A 19,078-nucleotide genomic window follows, 5' to 3' on the forward strand; every position below is an offset into this window, starting at 1 on the left:
GTATCCCTAAAAACGAGAGTGACTCAAAACGTATTTTGTTTTGAGTCACTTTTTTTCGATTATTTTTGTTTGTAAGTAGATAAAAACGCACGCATTTTTTCAGTTGTGAATTTCAAGTCTTCCATCTTAGGTAGATAAACGATTCTAAAATGATCTGGCTGTGTCCAGTTGAAGCCACCGCCGTGCACAAGTAAAATATGATGTTCATGAAGGAAGTCTAATACAAACTTTTCATCATCATAAATATTGAAGCGGGCAATATCGATCTTTGGAAAAATATAAAATGCCGCTTTAGGTTTTACTGCTGATAACCCTGGGATATCATTGATCGCATTATAGATATATTCACGCTGTTCATAAATTCTACCACCTGGCAATAGTAAGTCGTCTACGCTTTGGTAGCCGCCTAATGCGGTTTGGATGATTTGCTGAGATAGTACATTAGAACACAAACGCATAGATGCAAGCATATTTAGCCCTTCTATATATCCTTTAACATGTTTTTTATTTCCGCTTAATACCATCCAGCCACAACGGAAGCCTGCAACTCGATGCGATTTAGATAGTCCGTTCAAAGTAACAACAAACAAATCTGGTGCTAATGTAGCGATTGGAATATGTGTTAAGCCATCCATCACTAAACGATCATAAATTTCATCTGAAAAAATGATCAAATCATTCTGCCTTGCTACCTCAACAATCTGTTCAAGAATTTCTTTCGGGTATAATGCACCAGTTGGATTATTTGGGTTGATTAAAACGATTGCTTTTGTATTTGTTGTAACTTTTGCTTTTATATCGTCGATATCTGGATACCATTCAGCTTGTTCATCACAAATGTAATGGACCGGATTTCCGCCAGCTAGTGATACTGATGCAGTCCATAAAGGATAATCTGGCATCGGAACTAGCACTTCATCCCCATTATTCAGTAAACCTTGCATGCACATTGTAATCAATTCGCTGACACCATTACCTGTATAAATATCATTGATCGTCACATTAGGAAATCCTTTAACTTGGCAATATTGTTCAATTGCTTTACGGGCTGAAAAGATTCCTTTTGAATCAGAATACCCTTCAGAGTTGCGAACATTCATGATCATGTCTCGTACCACTTCATTTGGCGCATCAAAACCAAAGGGGGCGGGATTACCAGTATTAAGTTTCAAAATTCGAATGCCTTCTTCGTGCATTCTGTCCGCTTCTTCTAAAACCGGACCACGTACGTCATAACTGACACCATCAAGTTTGTTAGATTTCTCAAAATTTCTCATACTGTATCCCTCATTTTCAAAATTTATATCTTTAAAGTTACGCCACCTAGAAAAAAAAAGCAATGATAAATTGCAAATTTTCTAAAAAAAAAGACTCCAGTGAGATACTCTTTTCAAGTTTCACTAGAATATGTGAAGTATCCGTTATCATAATTAGCAAAAAAACAGCTGATTTCTTTTCATCAAAAAAGAAATCAGCTCTTCTTTTATTTATGTTTATAAACTCTTGCTTCATAAGGAGCAAAAAGCGTATGTTGATGTATCGTGTGATCATTGAGATTACATAACTGAAGAATCCAATCTTCGATTTGAACATTTTCTGGTAAATCAGCAGAAGCAAAGTCCTTTGATAAATTGATGATCACTACAAATCGTTCATCTCCCAAACGGCGTCCGTAAACAAATAGCTGTTGGTGGTCTGGTAAATATAATTTATAGTCACCGTAGATCAGTGCTTGATTTTCATTTCTTAATTGAATGACTTCTTTGTAAAAATTCAAAACAGAATTTTGGTCCTGTAACTCATCCAGCACGTTGATTTCTTGTTTATTTGGATTGATCACCATCCAAGGTTTTCTCTTCGAAAAGCCTGCGTATTCCTCTGCTGTCCACTGCATCGGTGTTCTAGCATTATCTCTTGCGGTCCTGCGGATTACATTCATTGCTTTTGCAGGTTCTACACCAGCATGAATCATTTCATGATAAAAATTCTTCGTGTCAACTGCATCAATATCCTCAATTGAAGCAAATGGCATATTAGTCATACCAATTTCTTGTCCTTGATAAATAAAAGGTGTACCTTGAAGTAGCAAAAATGTTAGCGATAAGGCCTTAGCAGATGCTTGCCAAAACACCTTTTCCTCACTACCAAAACTTGAAACCGATCGAGGAATGTCATGATTTTCCATATAGAGCGCATTCCAACCACGACCGTCGGCTAATGCCTCTTGCCAAGCCGTTAGTGCCTGCTTAAAATGAATGACATCTAATGTCTCTTGTTCCTCTTTATTCCAAAGGGATATATGATCGAACTCAAACAACATATTGAAATATCCCTCTGTTTCCCCTACCCACTGATGGGCTTCAGCCGCACTGACACCATTTGCTTCTCCGACTGTTAGAATGTCTCTTTTTTTAAAAATAGTTCGTAACTCTTCTAAATGTGTTTCTATTCCAGGAACATTTTTAAACGAAGCAAAGGGATCATCCCCTAATGGCGTATCGAGTGTTGCTTTTTTTATATGCGAAATAGCATCCACTCGAAAACCATCAATGCCTTTATCCAGCCACCAGTCAATCATAGAAAATAATTCTCGCTTCACTCGAGGATTTTCCCAATTAAGGTCAGGTTGTTCTTTTGCAAAAACATGGAGATAATATTGATTTGTCGTCTCATCATATTCCCAAGCAGATCCGCCAAAAATAGAAACCCAATCATTAGGTGGCCCATCAATCGTTCCATCTGCCCAAATATAGTAGTCGCGATAATCATCCTTTACAGAAGATCTTGATTCGATAAACCATGAATGTTGATTCGATGTGTGATTGATCACTAAATCCATGATCACCTTAATTCCCAATTGATGGGCTTCTTCAAGTAACAAATCAAATTCTTCCATTGTACCAAACGTATGGAGTATCTTTTGATAATCACTAATATCATACCCATTGTCTACATTAGGTGATTCATAGATTGGGGTAATCCAAATAAATCCAATCCCCAACTCTTTAAGGTAATCTAACTTTGCCCGGATACCATTCAAATCACCAATTCCATCGCTATTTGTATCCAGAAAACTAGCTGGGTAAATTTGATAGCCAACTGCTTCTTTCCACCATGCACGTTTGATTGCCATCTATATCACCTCTAATTTATCTTTCTTTTCATTATATAAGATACGACGAAAAAGTGTATCTGAAACGCATAAAACTATCTTACCTTTATATAAAATTATGATCCAATAGTACCTTACCAATATATTCCGTGAAAAATACCAATAAAGGAAACCACGAAATGAAATACGATAACCATAAACAGTAACCTAGCTAAAAAGTAACTGAGTAATTGTCGTCTTTTTTGTTTTTTCTCTAGTGGAGTGTGACTTTCATCAACCTGAACAGCTTTTTTAAGTATACCAGGATAAGATCCTAAAACAGACGGTTGAAAATCAACCACTTCTATTCCAGCATCTATTAGAAACTTGTTTATCTTTTTCAGGTCTTCCTCTTTTTGATTTGTCAAAGAAACAACGATGTACATTGCTTCGTATTCAGAATTGTAAAACGCTAGTTTAGAGTCATTTTTGTGATAAAATTCGCCCCACTGTGTTGGGGTCGTTAAAAATTGCAAGACATAAAAAGTAGTGCTATTATTCCGTTGAACCCTGCTTGAGAATCCTTTTATAACCGACAAATCAATTACTTTCTTCTTTCTAATTCCCATGTCAAGAACCATTTCCATTTTTTTCCTATCAATAAAAACGTGATATTCTTTGTTTACCAATACTACTTGCATCACACCAGCAAATAAAAATAATAGCATTAAACTAAATAATAGAATCAATAAAAATGGCTCGTTTAAATTTCTAATTGAATATATTCCTATTCCAATGCACAATGAGAATACAATACTTAATATCGTTATAAAAGGTTTAAATCTGTACTTTATTTGCAATGTCTCTTTGCTCATTGTTTTAACCATCTACTCGCTCCTTTCTAAGCTAAACCAATTGATTTGACCATCATCACCTGAATTTTCAAATGAGAGTAACTGCATTTTTTCAGTATCCTCTTTGTTGAAAATCAACATGTAACGATAGTTGTCATCACTCGAATCCTGTTTAAAGAAATAATAAATTTCGTTTTTTTCATCTAGTCGCTTAAAAGTACTTCTCGTCGATTTTGATGTGTATTTTATTGGTATTACCTTGTTTCCTAGATTCAGTTTGTAAGATGAAATGGTTATACTTTTGGGCGCTTTTTCTAAACCATAATTTATTTCACTGTCAATAACTGTCCAACGGCCAAACATTTTTGCTTGTAAGTAATGCCTATTGAGACAAAAAGAGACAATCAAAGAAACGATAATGACGATAATCCACGCGATAATTTTGTTATTCCTTGTCAATAAACTGTATTTATTTTTCAACTACTCACCTCATTATTTTAAATAGCTTTCTTCTATTTTACTAAAGAAAAAAGGTAGCAAACTAGATTGTCTGTCACCTTTTCTTTGTCGTCAACAATTGTAAAATAATCAAAATTCTTCAACTTTCACTTTAAACTCTTTTGTCGGATACGTTCCTCGTAGATCAAATTCATGAGCTGTACCATCCGTGAACTTGATCTGATATTTATAAAGCAGCTTCACCTTTTTATCTTGTTGTTTGAAACACCCTACATCTATGATATCTGTCCATTTTTTTGTATGTAATTTTCTATTTTCATAATACGTCAACCCATATTCATCCATTTTATAAATGATCCCCTGATCCGTTAACATCATCTTACTATCACTTATTCCTGTGACAAGCAACATATACGAAAACTTTAATGCTAGATAAACTAAGTAAAAGCTCCCTGACATAAAAGCAATCACCACAAATACAAACAAGAAAAAACGATTAAGTAAGTCCGAATTCTTCAATACAGGGAGTAAAAACCAAAAGACTATTCCCAACGTCATAATCAGCACAAACAACCCACCCATCAATTCCACCAAAACACTTCTCCACGTTATTCGAAGCTCAAACTGTTTCATTTCCATAAAATCGTTACTCCAATTTACTAGACTTTCTAATCTATTCTATCAAAATCCCTTGAAAAATAACAGTAGATTTTTCATTTAAATACAGCTAAAGCCATGGTATCCTGCATGAAAAAATGAATGAATTTGAACTCACGCAGTCAAAATGGAGTGTAAAAAAAAGAACCCTAAACCTCTGTATACCAAGGTTTAGAGTTGAATGATGCGGCCAAGAAGACTCGAACTTCCACGGGGTTGCCCCCACCAGCCCCTCAAGCTGGCGCGTCTGCCATTCCGCCATGACCGCAATTCATAACATTATTATCTAAAACAATGATAAAATACGCACTTACATTTGTCAATCATTGATGTAAACTTCACTGTTATCTTTTGTCATGTGTTCCATAAGCTAGAGACAACTTGTCATAAGACTGGATCACATGTTGAGGTAGTTCAACGGCATTAATATAGCCTCTTCCTTTAGGTCCGTATCCATGCTCATCATTTCTAAGCCGAGGAATCTCTCCTAACACCAACGAAAGAAAATATTCTTTGCTCCAAAGACCATTTAGTTGTTCGTCTTCAAAATAAATTGATTCTTCAACGCTTTTCACAAGTGGGATAGTTGGAACATAATTTGTAAAAACTGTTTCCATATCTGCCCATTCCTTTTGAAAAGTGGCTTTGATCCTTCGTTGTAAAATAGGATCTTGTAATAGTAAAACGTTCTTTGGATATAGCCCTTCAGCTTTTACAGTATTTAAAGAAAATCGGGCATTTTCTCCAGAATTAGTTGAACTGGCTTCAGTTAAAAATAGTTCTCTCTCTAATGTATATTTTTGTTTAAAATAGTCTAAATATATTTCAGTTTCACTTAGCCCGTCAACAACTATTCCCATCTTTTTAAAGTTTTCGCGCAAAAAAGGTGTAGCATGGCCTATTCCACCGACTAACATAACCCTATTGACTACATCTCGTTCATATAAATCGATCAACTCATCCGCAAGATAAGGTAGACTATTTCCGGCAAGTATTGCAAGATCGTATCCTTCAGTTAACTGTTCTTGTGCGGATAAATAATCGATAACCGTATTCCAATGTTGGATCATATTCTCCCTCTTTTCTGTATGGCTTCTTCTATAATAATACCGTCTTTTCTAATAAACGAAAAGACGGTATTTATTCTATGCTAGCTAAATTTAATTCAATTCGACTAATTTCCCTTGGCATTTCCCACAAACAAAGCGTTGTGTGTTGATCCTTCGCTTCCGTAAAATCAATGTTTGGCATTTTTCACACTGGTATTGATGATAAGATTGCGGTTTTTGTTCTGCCAACGGTCGGACATAGCGACTGCCACCAGTTTGTTTCAGTAATGCTTTAAATTCCGCATCTTTATGTTGATATCCTCTACCCTCTAAATGAAGATGATAATGACACAATTCATGCTTAATGACATTGAGTAATTCTGATTCCCCATAGAGTTCAAATACTTTAGGATTAAAATCAATATTATGTGAACTTAAATGGTAGCGTCCGCCAGTTGTTCTCAAGCGTCGATTAAAAAAGGCTTTGTGTTGAAAGCTTTTCTTAAAAAAAGTCAGTGACGTTTCTTCAACCAGCGCTTGTAATTGATTATCTGTTAACTCTTGCTGTGTAGCTTTTCCTTCTTTAGAAAAACGACTCAAGACTATTCTTTCCTTTCAGCTCGCGGCAACATCGTTAAGCTGATGCGCCCTTTCTTGGTATCCACATCTTCCACCCAAACAGTTACAACATCTCCTACAGCGACAATGTCGGTAGGATGTTTAACAAATTTTGAACTTAATTTTGAAATATGCACTAATCCATCTTGTTTCACACCGATATCAACAAATGCACCAAAATCAATTACATTGCGAACTGTTCCTTGCAATTCCATCCCAGATTTTAGATCTTCCATTGATAACACGTCTTTTCTTAAAAGAGGTGCTGGCATTTCGTCACGCATATCTCGTCCTGGTTGAACCAACGCAGCAATAATATCTTTTAGTGTCTCGCTCCCAACCTCAAGGTCTGCTTCTAACTGTGCAAGTGCCAGCCCTTTTATGCTTTGGGCAGCTTCAGGAGTACCTAATTCAGCTAATTTAACACCAGCTTTTTCTAAAATTGCTTTCGCTATATCGTAACTTTCTGGGTGAATCCCCGTATTATCCAATATATTTTTTCCGTTTGGAATACGCAAGAATCCAATCGCTTGCTCATACGCTTTTGGTCCTAAACGAGGCACTTTTTTTACTTGATTACGAGCTGTAAACGCACCATTTTCGTCACGGTAAGCCATTAAGTTTTGCGCAGTGGTTTTATTTAGACCTGAAATATGTTGTAAAAGCTGTGGACTCGCTGTATTAACATTGACACCAACTTGGTTAACAGCCGTTTCTACAACAAAATCTAATTGTTCTGCTAGACGTTTTTGCGAAACATCATGCTGATATTGTCCCACACCAACTGCTTTAGGATCTATTTTTACAAGTTCTGCTAACGGATCTTGCAAACGTCTTGCAATGCTGACAGCACTTCTTTCCTCTACTTGTAAGTCTGGAAATTCATTTCTTGCAACATCACTTGCAGAATAAACAGACGCACCTGCTTCATTGACGATCACATAAAAAACATCACGTTTGATCTGTTTTAACTGCTCTGCAACAAACAGTTCTGATTCACGACTAGCTGTACCATTGCCAATTGCCACCATTTCAACTTGGTACTGTTCAATCAATTTGTTGAACGCAGGACCAGCTGCTGCTCGTTTTTCTCCTGAGGCTGGTTTGTGAGGATAAATCACTTGGATAGCTAATACTTTTCCGGTAGCATCTACGATCGCCATTTTACATCCTGTTCGGTAAGCTGGGTCAAACCCTAAAACAACTTTGCCTTTCAACGGTGGTTGTAATAATAAATTACGCAAATTTTCGCCAAAGATATTAATTGCTTGTTCATCGGCTTTTTCAGTTAATTCATTGCGAATCTCTCGCTCGATTGCAGGGCCAATAAATCGTTTATAGCTATCTAAGTAGGCTGTTTCAACATAAATTGCTGTTGGTGACTGTTTGTTGTCTCCAATTAGTTGACGATCCAAATAAGAAGCTATTTTGTCCTCTTCTACTAAAAGTGCAACTTTCAAGATATCTTCTTTTTCGCCACGATTTGTGGCCAACACTCTGTGCGAAACCATTTTACTAAGTGGCTCTGAAAAATCATAATACATTTCATAAACAGACTTCTCATCTTTTTCTTTATCTTTAACTGTGCTGACATATTGACCATGTTTAAACGTGAAATCACGAATCCATGAACGGAATTTTGGTTCATCACTTACACGTTCAGCGATGATCTCATGCGCTCCCAATAATGCCGATTCAGCTGATTCAACTTCTTTATCTGCATCAACATACGCTTGCGCCTCTGTCATTACGTCTGCTTGAGCCGGAAAGCTCATTAACCAATCTGCCAAAGGTTCTAATCCTTTTTCTTTAGCAATTGTTGCTTTTGTACGGCGTTTTTGTTTATATGGACGATACAGGTCTTCTACTTGCTGCATTTTCGTCGCTTTTTGAATGGATTTAGCTAATTCTTCTGTTAGTTTGCCTTGTTCTTCAATCAAACGTAAAACTTCTTCTTTACGTTTTTCTAGATTGCCTAAGTAAGTATAGCGTTCTTCGATTTCACGAATTTGAACTTCATCTAAACTGCCTGTCATTTCCTTACGATAACGAGCAATAAAAGGAACAGTGTTGCCTTCATTCAACAAAGTCAGCACTGTTGTTATTTGTTTAGGACGATAGTCCTTTAATTCTTTCTGAAGTAAATCAACTACTTCTTGGTTATAAGCTTCTGCCATATTTACATACCTCTCTTCATTAACATACTGTTTCATTTTAGCATATTTTCTCTTTGAAATATAGGAGGAGGAAAAAGCTTAAAAAAGACTACATCACTAGTAAAAAAGGGAACACAATTCTTATTAGAAATCGGGTTGCCAAGGACCATTTACATTTTGAACCTCAATATCTTGAACAATCCCGTTTGAGTCAAAAATCACACCATGAACTGAACCTCCAAAAACTGCGCCGCCATCGATTCCAATTTTATTATCCGAGCGCCATAAATCAGTTGTTTCCATATCACCATGAAGCATTGGCGTAATAGTATGTCCAAAGACAATCGTCTTTCCTGTTTTGTTTTTCCCTTTGTGAAAAGCCTCTCTGATCCAGATAAAATCATGTGGACTTGTTTCATGCCAATCTTTCTTAGTTAAATCGACTCCTGCGTGAACAAATATGTAGTTATTCCACTCAAAATACAATGGACGCTCGATTAAAAATGCGATCAATTCTTTATATCGGCTACGAATCATCATGGCAATTTCTGTTGGAGAGTATTCTTCCGTTGCACCTTTATGCAGCAAACTTTCCATCGTCTCTTTACCACCATTGCGTACATAACTGGTAAACCAATCTTCAGGATTATTTAAAAACTGTAAAAAATACTCTTCATGGTTCCCTCTAAGGTAAATAGCATTGTACTTTTCAACTAACTCTTTTCCCAGTAAGAAACTCTCCTTGGTTCTTGGACCACGATCATTCAAATCCCCGATCAATACCAATTGGTGCATCTTAGGATCATAATAATGGATCAACTCATCAAACAAGTCATACTCACCATGAATATCACTGATTGCATAAACAAGCTCTTTCATTTTTCCAACTCCTTCTTCGCTTTCTTTTTCTTTATTATAGCGCAGATCTCCAGAAAGGATTTCGATAAGCAACCAAACTGATTCAGTTTAATCCATTTATTTAGTAATATTTTAAAAATTGAAATAAATCTTAGACTTTTCATGAAAAAAATAGTAAACTTACATAAATGACACTATGTCATAAAATGAGTAGAAAAGAGCTGAAATCTATGAAAAAGAAAACTATTTTCGGTATTCTTGCAGTTTTAGTCGTTGCACTTGTTATTTTCTTGTTTGTTCGAGGAAATTCAGGGAACGCCAACGCTGTTACTGTTCGAACAGACGAAGTAAAAAAAGAAACAATCGTTGAGAAATTATCAACAACGGGTACTTTGATTCCAAATCAAACCCAATCACTAGTTGGCACTGGAAACGTTATTGACGTAAATGTAAAAATTGGTGATCAAGTCGAGAAGGATAAGGTTTTAGCCACTTATGACAACGGACTACAGTTGATTGCTGGTTTTGCTGGAACGATCACACAAGTCAATATCAAAGCAAAACAAGCTGATACCAACGCCCAACAAGGAAAACCTTCCATTCAATTAGATGATCTTTCTACTTTAAAAGTTCAACTGGCCTTGGCTAATTCAGAAGCTTCTGCTGTTAAAATCGATCAAAAAGCAGATATTACAAGTGGGAATCATACATTTGTTGGAAAAGTTACTGAAAAAGATCCAGTTGCTCAAAATACGCAATCTGCAACGGGAACCACAGCTAGTTTAGGCGCTGTCGTAACGTTCGACAAAGCACCTGAAAATCTATTCGCTGGCTTTGATGTAGATGTTGATATTACAACAAACACTGTTGAAAATACTGTAGCTTTGCCGATTGAGGCATTGACTTACACTGATAAAAACGAGCCAATCGTGTATATTGTAAAAGATGGAAAAGCCAAAGAGACGAAAATCAAGATCGGTATTCAATCCGATAAATTGATTGAAGTAAAAGATGGACTAAAAGACGGTGAGACAGTGATTCTTTCTCCAAACTCTGATGTTGAAAACAACACGGAAGTAACCAAAGAATAGAAGGTGAAATGATTGATTGATTTAAAAGATGTAGTAAAAATCTACCGTACTGGCGGCGAAGAATTAGAGGCTTTAAAACGTGTTTCTTTGCATATTGCTGAAGGTGAATTCACTTCTATCATGGGTCCTAGCGGTTCTGGTAAATCAACAATGATGAACATTCTTGGTTTATTGGATCGTTTCGATGAAGGAACCTACCATTTAAATGGACAAGACGTTACAAACTTGTCGAGCAATGAAAGTGCTCACGTTAGAAATAAAGAAATCGGGTTTGTTTTTCAATCCTTCAATTTAATGCCTCGCATGTCTCTTTTAGACAATGTTGCGCTACCTATGGTTTATTCTGGTATTTCAGCAAAAGACCGAAAAGAACGTGCTTTAGAAGCTTTACGAAAAGTTGGATTAGCCGATCGTGTTTCACATAGACCAAATGCTATTTCAGGTGGACAAAAACAACGTGTAGCAATTGCCCGAGCAATCGTCAATAATCCAGCCGTTTTAATGGCTGATGAACCAACTGGAAATTTAGACTCAAAAACAACATTAGAAATCATGAAAATCTTTCAAGATTTAAATGATTCTGGCACAACGGTTGTCATGGTCACTCATGAACCTGATGTAGCACAATACACAAAACGTATCGTATCATTTAGAGATGGTGAAATTATCGATGATCAACCTGTCATTGAGCGAAAAACACTATAGAAAGGAGCCATTCTTATGGGAATTATTGAAAGTTTCAAAATGGCGATCGATAGTATTTTAGCTAATAAAATGCGCTCGTTTTTGACCATGTTGGGCATAATCATCGGAATTGCAGCAGTTATTGCCATTTTGGCAGTCGGTAATGGTGCAACGAGCCAAATCACTGGTACTTTCAGCGATTTAGGTGCTTCTACGATTTCAGTTTCTACTAGTCGAGATGCAACGGAGAGTCAAAAAATTACAAGCAAAGATGTTAAAGCATTGAAAGATGGGATTCCTCAAATCGACCACCTTTCTCCTGTTGTTTCCATCCAAGCGGTTGGTGCAGCCAATGATAAATCAAAAGCAACATTGATCATGGCTGGAACACCTGACTTACAATATACGAATCAAACAATGGATAAAGATATTGTCTACGGTCGTTATTTCAATACAACTGAATATTCTGAAAGCAGCAAAGTGGCTGTGATTAGTGCTGATACTGCTCGTTATTTCTTCAATGGACGGGAAAATGTCGTCGGAGAAAAAATTAACTTACGTGGGCAAAAAGGGCAACTTAGTGCTCGAATCATTGGGGTTACCAAAAGTACTGTGGAAAAGATGGTCGGCGCTTTTGATGAAGAAGAAATGATGGGCTATATTTCAATTCCTTTAACGACAGCAAACAATTTAAATCCAGATGCGACAAAAATCACTAGTTTGACAGTAATTGCTAAATCCAAGGACGATATTGATGCAGTGTCAAAACAAATTGTAAATATTCTTTCAGTTCGTCATAATACAGTTGGCGATAAAGTGTATACAGCAACCAATTTCTTACAAGCGTTAGATCAAGTGAACAATGTCTTAGGCTTGTTCATCAACTTTATCGCAGCCGTTGCAGCAATCGCCTTACTTGTAGGTGGAATTGGCGTAATGAATATCATGCTCGTTTCTGTAACTGAACGGACGAGAGAAATTGGAACAAGAAAAGCTTTAGGTGCAACTGACAATAACATTTTATTCCAATTTTTAACAGAATCAGTTATTTTATGTTTGATTGGTGGCTTGATTGGTCTAACATTAGGTGCCCTCTTAGCGGTTACGGTAGCCAGTGCGTTAGACATCACTGCTCAGTTTACCCTCGGTTCAATAGTAGCCGTACTACTTTTTTCAAGCGCCATCGGTATTTTCTTTGGTGTTTATCCAGCAAGAAAAGCGGCTAAACTTGATCCTATCGAAGCATTGCGTTATGAGTAATTGGTCATAACAGAACAGTAAAAAATCAGGATGAGAAAACATTCTCTGTCCTGATTTTTTTATTATGCTTCTTTCATTCCTGAAGTGATAAAATCAAATAACTCTTTTGGAATTTGAAAATGACCAAATCTCAAACGGGATCGATACTCTTGCCATAATGGAAAATCAGAAACTGCTTGTAATGGAACGGGTTTAATATTCTTTAAAAAATCAATATTTTTCCTAAACGGAACAAACCCTGGAGCCATTTCAACAGAGTAAGTATCCCCAGGTAAGACCTGTCCTAACGCAATGAATTTTTGACAAGGTTCTTTACTTTTTAAACGTTGCTTGGGTGCATAATAAATCAACCAATCGCCTTTTTTCATTTTGTTCAAAGGAGCCGATTTTCCATGACACAGTTGGCTAAATCCTCCAGTCACTCCAAGTTCAACATGGTCTTTAGATGCTACTCCGATCCAATAATTCATATGATTCTCCCCTTTATTTCTACAATTGAATGGTTTGTCGACTGCTCATTCCTAAAATCACGATGGCTTCTGTAAAGTGAATTTCGTATAATTCTAACATCGCACCTGCCTGCTTGATATTTTCCTCATAGCTAGGAATTTTTTTGATCCATTGTTCTGCTACATCATACACCGTGCACTCGCTTTTCTTTACTTGAGCATAATGAACACGAACATGATTAGTATTTTCAGTTGGAATCGTTGTAAATGCGACATTGGAATTTTTTTGAAACTCAATGATTTTTTCGTTTCCTCTAAAAGTAGAGAAAAATAAACATTTTTTGAGCTCGTCATAAAAAAAGCTAACAATTCGGACATTTGGTACGCCCTCTACACTTGTTGCTAAAGCAATCTCTGTTTGTTCATCCATTATTTTTTTAAATGCCTCTACTGTTGTCATAAAATTTATGCTCCTTTATTTTCAATTGTCTGATTGACAAGTTCATTCTAACAAACAAACCCTGACAACTGATTGTCAGGGTTTGTTTCTCTTTTTTCATTTTAATGAAATACCTTGCCATTCCTACGATAATTAATGTCTTCTCGTCCTTCACGAAAATTGATCAAACGAGCAACTACATATAAATAATCAGATAGTCGATTTAAAAAGATCAGTACTTCTATATTGATTTCTTCCGTTTCTTGAACTCGGACGACACTTCTTTCTGCTCTTCTAGCAACAGTTCGTGCCAAATGAAGTGAACTTGCAATTGGACAGCCGCCTGGCAGTATAAACTCAGTAAGAGCTGGAGGAATATCTGCATATTTATCAATTCGCTGTTCCAACCACTCAGTTGATTCCTGAGACGTTCGATAGCCTTTAGAACAATTTGGTGTTGCTAAATCTGTCCCACAATCAAAAAGAATTTGTTGGATTTCTTCCAATTCCTTTTTGATTTCACGATAAAGTTGCATTTGGCTGATGACGCATCCAAGCAGTGAATTTAATTCATCGATTGTACCATATGCTTCCACTCGCTCTGAAGCTTTACTTCTTTTTTCACCACCGATGATACTTGTTTGCCCTTTATCACCTGTTTTTGTATAAATGTTCATCTGCTTTACGCCCCTTCTTCATACAAATAGTCTAACAATGTCTCGATTCCCTGATTTTCAACTGCTGAAATCATAAAACATTTGGTTGCGCCAGCTAATGCTAGCTGTTTTTTGGTTCGTTCAATATCTTCTGTTGTTGCTAAATCGATTTTCGTAATAATACCAATACATGGTTTAGCAAAAGCTGCTGCAAATAGCGGTGAAAAAGTTTGTTTTTTTTCTACTGCGCTGGCCATTAGGACAATCAGTTTTGCATCAACCGCCGTTGTCAAAAGTGCACTGTAATAATTACGGTGCTGAATGAATTCTCCAGGTGTATCAATGATCTGATCATGAAATTCAATTGCTTGCGTTTTATTATAAGATAGCTCTTCTCCTTTTAATCGCTGTGACAGAGTGGTTTTCCCACATCCGACAGAGCCGATAAAAATAGCTTTTTTCAGTTTCTTCATTGATTTCTCCCCTCCAATTGATACCTATTTTCTTTAAAACGATAGCATGTGTAACAACTTTGCTGATAGTCGATCGACCAAAAATTGCTGTACACAGAAGTAAAATATTGATCGATTACCCGTAAAACACCTAGATGGGCGACGATTAAAATAGGTTGATCCTGATTATGAATCAAATTCCCTTCAATTTGCTTAATTCCGGTGATTACCCGTTGTTTAAAACAAGCAAATTCCTCCGCTTTTGGTGGCGTCTTTAAAAAGGGTTCATCCAGCCAAGCGGACCATTCTTTTGGGTAGTTATAGTTAATTTGATCTGCTGAAAGACCTTCCCACAAACCAAAAGATTTTTCATTAAACTCGGGTAATATTTTGTATTCTTCATTTGGTTTAATAATTGCAGCTGTTTCCTGTGCTCTTTTGAGTCCACTTGTGTAGAGTTGGGCAAATTGAATCGGGCATAGCTTTTCAGCTAGTACGCTACTTTGCTGTCTCCCAGTTTGATTAAGAGAAACATCTAACGAACCATAAAATTTCCGCTCCTTATTCAGCTCAGTTTCACCATGTCGAACTAGATAAATCATCTCTTCACCCCAACTATCCTCTAAAAAGGATCACAATAAACAACATTTGACTAATACAATGAAAAGCGCCTAATGTATCCCCGTTCATTCCATCGATTTTCCGATAAATAAGTGAACGATATCCAAAACTGGCAAAAACGACAGCGAGATACGCGATGATCCCTTTTAGTCCTAGCAAGCCATAAATCATCATCACAGCTAGCCCTTGACAAATGAGTATTCTCCATGAAGCTACACCTAAAAATAAGCGACCTAACCCATTCGTATGTCCAGCATAACGCATATTTTGGAATAGTAGCGCAATACCCGATTTCCCAACGATTTGTAGTACTACCATAACTCGAAATAAATAGGCTTGTTCCGTTTTATCCAAGTGAATGATCACTGGTACAAACATAAGTAAATAATAGAAAATCAATGCCAAAACACCATTGGTTCCCACTCGACTATCTTTCATGATCTCCAGCATTCGTTCTTTATTTCTTGATGAAAAAAGACCGTCACACATGTCTGCTAAGCCATCCATATGAAAAGCGCCTGTCAAAAATACATCAAAAATCAATGCACCAAGCCAACCAAGAATCAGAGAATCCAATAACCAGGAAAGGAGTAAAAAGGCTAGGCCGTCTACTAGACCGATAAATAAGCCAAAAACAGAAAACCAAACAATTCCCTTTTTGAAACGAAGTTCCGCTTCATTTATCTCGACTGAAAAAGGCAAACGGGTAAAAAACTGACAATATAAAATCATTGTTTTGATCATTTGATTTTTTGAGGAATGCCGCATACAACGAAATAGACACTCTCTGCTTCCTTTGCTAAATATTGATTGACTTTTCCCAATAAATCTTGAAACCAGCGGCCCATAGCAGAAACCGGCACAACACCAGAGCCCACTTCATTCGTTACAAGAATCATAGTTGTATTCGTTTCCAAAAGTACGGCACGAATTTTTTCCCATTCCTGAAACATACGCACCTCTATTTTATAGCGTTCTTGCGGTGAATATTCATCAAACAGTTGCTCCACTTGATCTATGTCTTTCCCCATTTCTTCAGTCATGATATGGAAAAATAAGTTAGTATTCAAAACGGTTACACAGTCTAATAAATAAGCATCGTAATTATTTTTTGTTGACCGTATCCAATCATCGATCGCTAAAAAACGTTCTTCTGTTTGCCATGATGCTGGTCTAGTCTTTTGATGTCGCTGGATTCTAGCGTCCATTTCGTCATCTTGATAGTTCATCACACTGGTAGCAAGATAACAAACTACTGCTGAATCCTCCAATAGGCTTTCAGCAAAAGTTGATTTGCCACTTTTGGCCCCGCCAGTCACTAGAGTATAACTCATGTCAATTGCTCCTTTGTAAAATAGCCGATCCTTTTGACCGCTATCTTTTTATTCGTTAATCGAAGGACACGCCCTTTTTCTACTGCAACGAGTAAAACAGTAGCAGGCCCTGCTGAACGAGTATCCTCATACTCCGTTTTATCAAAAATAATATGTAATCCACTTGATCGTGCTAGTTGTTCGGCTTCGTAAGCAACCCCTTTTGATCCCACTGGAAGTAGTTCTAAAACATCGGTTTTCTGTTGTATTTCAGCCAAATCTTGATACGTAAAAATAGCATCTCTATGTTCTAAAACGTCCGCGCCTAATAATGGTTCCCCAACTTGATATAACGTACTTTCAGCCAACGTAGTACCATAGCGTAGTTGATTTTTTTGAACGGTTCCGACAACAGTCACACCGATTGACGTCATTTTTGTTTCCATATTTTCTTCCGTACTGCCATTGATCATGACATCTGTTAAACCGGCTTTTATTAGCTCATTTCGGATACCTGTTATCATACGTGTACCTGTTGGTTCCATTTCACCACCGATTGTATCGACCACTATTATAGGTATTCCACCAATCGCTAAAAGCTCCATCAATGCGACTCTCAAGCAAAAAGCGCTAGTAATTTCAGGAGCTGCTAAAACACTGTCTGCTTCTTTCAAACCGATTGCAGCACTACTGTCACATGCAACAATAATGCCTGTGTCTTCTGTTAAAAACGTAATAGACACATCTCGAATAGTGTCATTTATCATTTTTCTGCCTGCTTTCTTTTTTGCAAATCACTCGAAGTTGTTTCAAAAAAATAAAGGACAACCTCTGCTAAAACTAAATTCAATAACGCTCCAATGCTAAGTGGGATAATTAAGGTAAAAACGAGTGGTCCTAATAAGGGATATAACACCAATAATGCCGACGGTGTATTGATTAAATAAGCAACTACTATTGACAACCAGCGATTCATTCCCCATTTTTTTGACGTTTTCGCTCGAACGATCCCATAACATACCATGCAAATCCCCATGAGCACAGCCGTTACAAGATGAACTGGTAAGCTTAGTGGAAAACCAGAAAGTACTGCTGTAGCTAAGTGCCCAAAACTTCCTAGCAAAAAACCAAAACCTGGACCTAAAAATACCGTCCCAACAAACGCCGATAAAGAGTCTAAAGCAATTGAGCCAAATAATTTAATCATTGATCCAATTACACATAATGCTATAAACATCGCTGCTAAGGTCAATCGCTTTGTCATCTTCATCCGCTTCTTTCTTCTATAGTTTATTTAATGTCCACGTTACTGTATCGCCATCTTTAAGGAAATATTCGACCGCACCAACATCTGGCTGTTTCCCATTAACATCATATAACCAATATTTACTCGCTGCTGCATCTTGCATGTGACCGTCGATCCCACTGATAAAATCTTTGTCCATCTCCACTTTATAGTTGACTTCCATCACGGTTTGCAATGACTCGTCTTTTTTGACCTTTAGTTCCTTTTTATCGAATTCTTTATCATCTTCTTTTAAGATGATCGTTACGTTAAGATTGTCAGCATCGGCCTTTTTAGTTTCTTTCTTCTCTGCTTTTTGCCCACATGCTCCTAGTAAAAAGATAACTGCCATAAATAGTACGACTCTTACAAATTTTTTCATTTTATTTCCACCTTTGTCTTTTTTATTTTATATCGTATTTGATTAAAATACGTTGAAGCCTTGTCTGAATTGCCCGCAGTAATAAGCACGAGAAAAATGCATTTGCAAAGCAATATGAAATAGTATACGGTAATGCGGTCACAAGTAACGCCACGTACCTTGTCCATGAAAAATATCGGTCGATTGAGAGTACCGTCCAAACATCCATAAAAAATGAAAAGAAGATCCCAGCCAAAATGCCGTAAAGGACCAAAAACCAATAGTTTTTGCTTAATACCCTTCGAATCCAAGGCAGCCCTGCAATCAAACCAATCAGCCCCCATGAAAACATCTGAAATGGCGTCCACGGTCCTTGCCCGAATAACATATTAGATGTAACTGCTGATAATGAGCCAACGAGAAACCCAATCTCAGCGCCCATACAAATACCAGAAATTATAATGATTGCCGTCATCGGGGTAATTGCTGGAATCATGTAAAACAGAAAGCGACCTAAAACAGCTGTTGTGGTTAAAATCGCAATCAATACTAATTCTTTAATGTTCAGCTTTTTTCTTTCATACCTGTAATATATGGGGATACAGGCGACTATCACCATTAGCATCGAAATAACTTGATACTGACCAACTTCAAATAACAGGATCGCTAATCCAAGTATGAACAGTGTAGCCGCAACCACCAAAGTAGACCGTCTCATGAAGAAA

The 19,078-nt window shown here is 36.9% G+C and carries 23 protein-coding genes and 1 tRNA gene; 3 read left to right on the forward strand and 21 right to left on the reverse strand.

Features of this window, described 5'->3' with window-relative positions; genetic code table 11:
• Window positions 1–59 precede the first annotated feature (59 nt).
• The 10 genes from I586_RS02630 to I586_RS02675 all read right to left on the reverse strand — a co-directional run bounded on the left by I586_RS02630 (window position 60) and on the right by I586_RS02675 (window position 9,763).
• Entirely contained in the window at window positions 60–1,277 is a 1,218-nt protein-coding gene (locus I586_RS02630) for a pyridoxal phosphate-dependent aminotransferase (RefSeq protein WP_010764721.1), read from the reverse strand.
• A gap of 206 nt (window positions 1,278–1,483) precedes the next feature.
• Entirely contained in the window at window positions 1,484–3,133 is a 1,650-nt protein-coding gene (locus I586_RS02635; protein WP_010764720.1) for a glycoside hydrolase family 13 protein, read from the reverse strand.
• A 113-nt stretch (window positions 3,134–3,246) separates the two neighbouring features.
• On the reverse strand, window positions 3,247–3,978 hold the full coding sequence (locus I586_RS02640; protein WP_010764719.1) for a hypothetical protein: 732 nt from the start codon (window positions 3,976–3,978) through the stop codon (window positions 3,247–3,249).
• Window positions 3,979–4,425, reverse strand: a complete 447-nt coding sequence (locus tag I586_RS02645) for a hypothetical protein (protein WP_010764718.1) — start codon at window positions 4,423–4,425, stop codon at window positions 3,979–3,981.
• A gap of 108 nt (window positions 4,426–4,533) precedes the next feature.
• On the reverse strand, window positions 4,534–5,043 hold the full coding sequence (locus I586_RS02650; protein ID WP_010764717.1) for a hypothetical protein: 510 nt from the start codon (window positions 5,041–5,043) through the stop codon (window positions 4,534–4,536).
• Window positions 5,044–5,246: 203 nt separating this feature from the next.
• Window positions 5,247–5,329: transfer RNA gene (locus I586_RS02655), tRNA-Leu, on the reverse strand.
• A gap of 76 nt (window positions 5,330–5,405) precedes the next feature.
• On the reverse strand, window positions 5,406–6,131 hold the full coding sequence (locus I586_RS02660) for an ElyC/SanA/YdcF family protein (RefSeq protein ID WP_010764716.1): 726 nt from the start codon (window positions 6,129–6,131) through the stop codon (window positions 5,406–5,408).
• A gap of 90 nt (window positions 6,132–6,221) precedes the next feature.
• Complete coding sequence (locus I586_RS02665; protein ID WP_010764715.1) at window positions 6,222–6,710, reverse strand: SprT family protein; 489 nt, start codon at window positions 6,708–6,710, stop codon at window positions 6,222–6,224.
• Window positions 6,711–6,712: 2 nt separating this feature from the next.
• A complete protein-coding gene (locus I586_RS02670) occupies window positions 6,713–8,905 on the reverse strand; it encodes a Tex family protein (RefSeq protein WP_010764714.1) in 2,193 nt (730 codons plus the stop codon).
• Window positions 8,906–9,028: 123 nt separating this feature from the next.
• The gene (locus I586_RS02675) at window positions 9,029–9,763 is read right to left on the reverse strand and encodes a metallophosphoesterase family protein (RefSeq protein WP_010764713.1); all 735 of its coding nucleotides are present in this window, start codon (window positions 9,761–9,763) and stop codon (window positions 9,029–9,031) included.
• Window positions 9,764–9,972: 209 nt separating this feature from the next.
• Between I586_RS02675 and I586_RS02680 the strand changes: the two genes are divergently transcribed.
• Genes I586_RS02680 through I586_RS02690 form a run of 3 tightly spaced genes read left to right on the forward strand, consistent with a single transcriptional unit; the run spans window position 9,973 to window position 12,777 of the window.
• The gene (locus I586_RS02680; RefSeq protein WP_010764712.1) at window positions 9,973–10,833 is read left to right on the forward strand and encodes an efflux RND transporter periplasmic adaptor subunit; all 861 of its coding nucleotides are present in this window, start codon (window positions 9,973–9,975) and stop codon (window positions 10,831–10,833) included.
• A 12-nt stretch (window positions 10,834–10,845) separates the two neighbouring features.
• A complete protein-coding gene (locus I586_RS02685) occupies window positions 10,846–11,538 on the forward strand; it encodes an ABC transporter ATP-binding protein (RefSeq protein WP_010764711.1) in 693 nt (230 codons plus the stop codon).
• A 15-nt stretch (window positions 11,539–11,553) separates the two neighbouring features.
• A complete protein-coding gene (locus I586_RS02690) occupies window positions 11,554–12,777 on the forward strand; it encodes an ABC transporter permease (protein ID WP_010764710.1) in 1,224 nt (407 codons plus the stop codon).
• A gap of 62 nt (window positions 12,778–12,839) precedes the next feature.
• Here the strand turns inward: I586_RS02690 and I586_RS02695 are convergent, their stop codons facing one another.
• The 11 genes from I586_RS02695 to I586_RS02745 form a co-directional block, all read right to left on the reverse strand.
• A complete protein-coding gene (locus I586_RS02695) occupies window positions 12,840–13,247 on the reverse strand; it encodes an EVE domain-containing protein (protein WP_010764709.1) in 408 nt (135 codons plus the stop codon).
• A 19-nt stretch (window positions 13,248–13,266) separates the two neighbouring features.
• On the reverse strand, window positions 13,267–13,686 hold the full coding sequence (locus I586_RS02700) for a pyridoxamine 5'-phosphate oxidase family protein (protein ID WP_010764708.1): 420 nt from the start codon (window positions 13,684–13,686) through the stop codon (window positions 13,267–13,269).
• A 101-nt stretch (window positions 13,687–13,787) separates the two neighbouring features.
• The gene (locus I586_RS02705) at window positions 13,788–14,342 is read right to left on the reverse strand and encodes a cob(I)yrinic acid a,c-diamide adenosyltransferase (RefSeq protein ID WP_010764707.1); all 555 of its coding nucleotides are present in this window, start codon (window positions 14,340–14,342) and stop codon (window positions 13,788–13,790) included.
• A gap of 5 nt (window positions 14,343–14,347) precedes the next feature.
• On the reverse strand, window positions 14,348–14,785 hold the full coding sequence (locus I586_RS02710; protein ID WP_034701699.1) for a EutP/PduV family microcompartment system protein: 438 nt from the start codon (window positions 14,783–14,785) through the stop codon (window positions 14,348–14,350).
• 5 nt (window positions 14,786–14,790) lie between these two features.
• Entirely contained in the window at window positions 14,791–15,375 is a 585-nt protein-coding gene (locus I586_RS02715) for a histidine phosphatase family protein (protein WP_010764705.1), read from the reverse strand.
• Between the two features lie 13 nt (window positions 15,376–15,388).
• The gene (gene cobS / locus I586_RS02720; protein ID WP_244147856.1) at window positions 15,389–16,162 is read right to left on the reverse strand and encodes an adenosylcobinamide-GDP ribazoletransferase; all 774 of its coding nucleotides are present in this window, start codon (window positions 16,160–16,162) and stop codon (window positions 15,389–15,391) included.
• Window positions 16,135–16,728 carry a bifunctional adenosylcobinamide kinase/adenosylcobinamide-phosphate guanylyltransferase gene (cobU, locus tag I586_RS02725; RefSeq protein WP_010764703.1) on the reverse strand — a complete coding sequence of 198 codons (594 nt, stop codon included), beginning with the start codon at window positions 16,726–16,728 and terminating at the stop codon, window positions 16,135–16,137. The genes cobS and cobU overlap by 28 nt, the downstream gene beginning before the upstream one ends.
• Window positions 16,725–17,474: a hypothetical protein gene (locus I586_RS02730; RefSeq protein ID WP_010764702.1), complete on the reverse strand. Its 750-nt coding sequence runs from the start codon at window positions 17,472–17,474 to the stop codon at window positions 16,725–16,727. The genes cobU and I586_RS02730 overlap by 4 nt, the downstream gene beginning before the upstream one ends.
• Window positions 17,471–17,977, reverse strand: a complete 507-nt coding sequence (locus I586_RS02735) for an ECF transporter S component (protein WP_051092189.1) — start codon at window positions 17,975–17,977, stop codon at window positions 17,471–17,473. Before I586_RS02735 ends, I586_RS02730 begins: the two co-directional genes overlap by 4 nt.
• A gap of 13 nt (window positions 17,978–17,990) precedes the next feature.
• On the reverse strand, window positions 17,991–18,374 hold the full coding sequence (locus tag I586_RS02740) for a DUF4430 domain-containing protein (RefSeq protein WP_010764700.1): 384 nt from the start codon (window positions 18,372–18,374) through the stop codon (window positions 17,991–17,993).
• Between the two features lie 22 nt (window positions 18,375–18,396).
• Complete coding sequence (locus I586_RS02745) at window positions 18,397–19,071, reverse strand: ECF transporter S component (protein ID WP_244147857.1); 675 nt, start codon at window positions 19,069–19,071, stop codon at window positions 18,397–18,399.
• Window positions 19,072–19,078: the final 7 nt, after the last annotated feature.

The organism is Enterococcus moraviensis ATCC BAA-383, from assembly GCF_000407445.1.
GTDB lineage: Bacteria > Bacillota > Bacilli > Lactobacillales > Enterococcaceae > Enterococcus_L > Enterococcus_L moraviensis.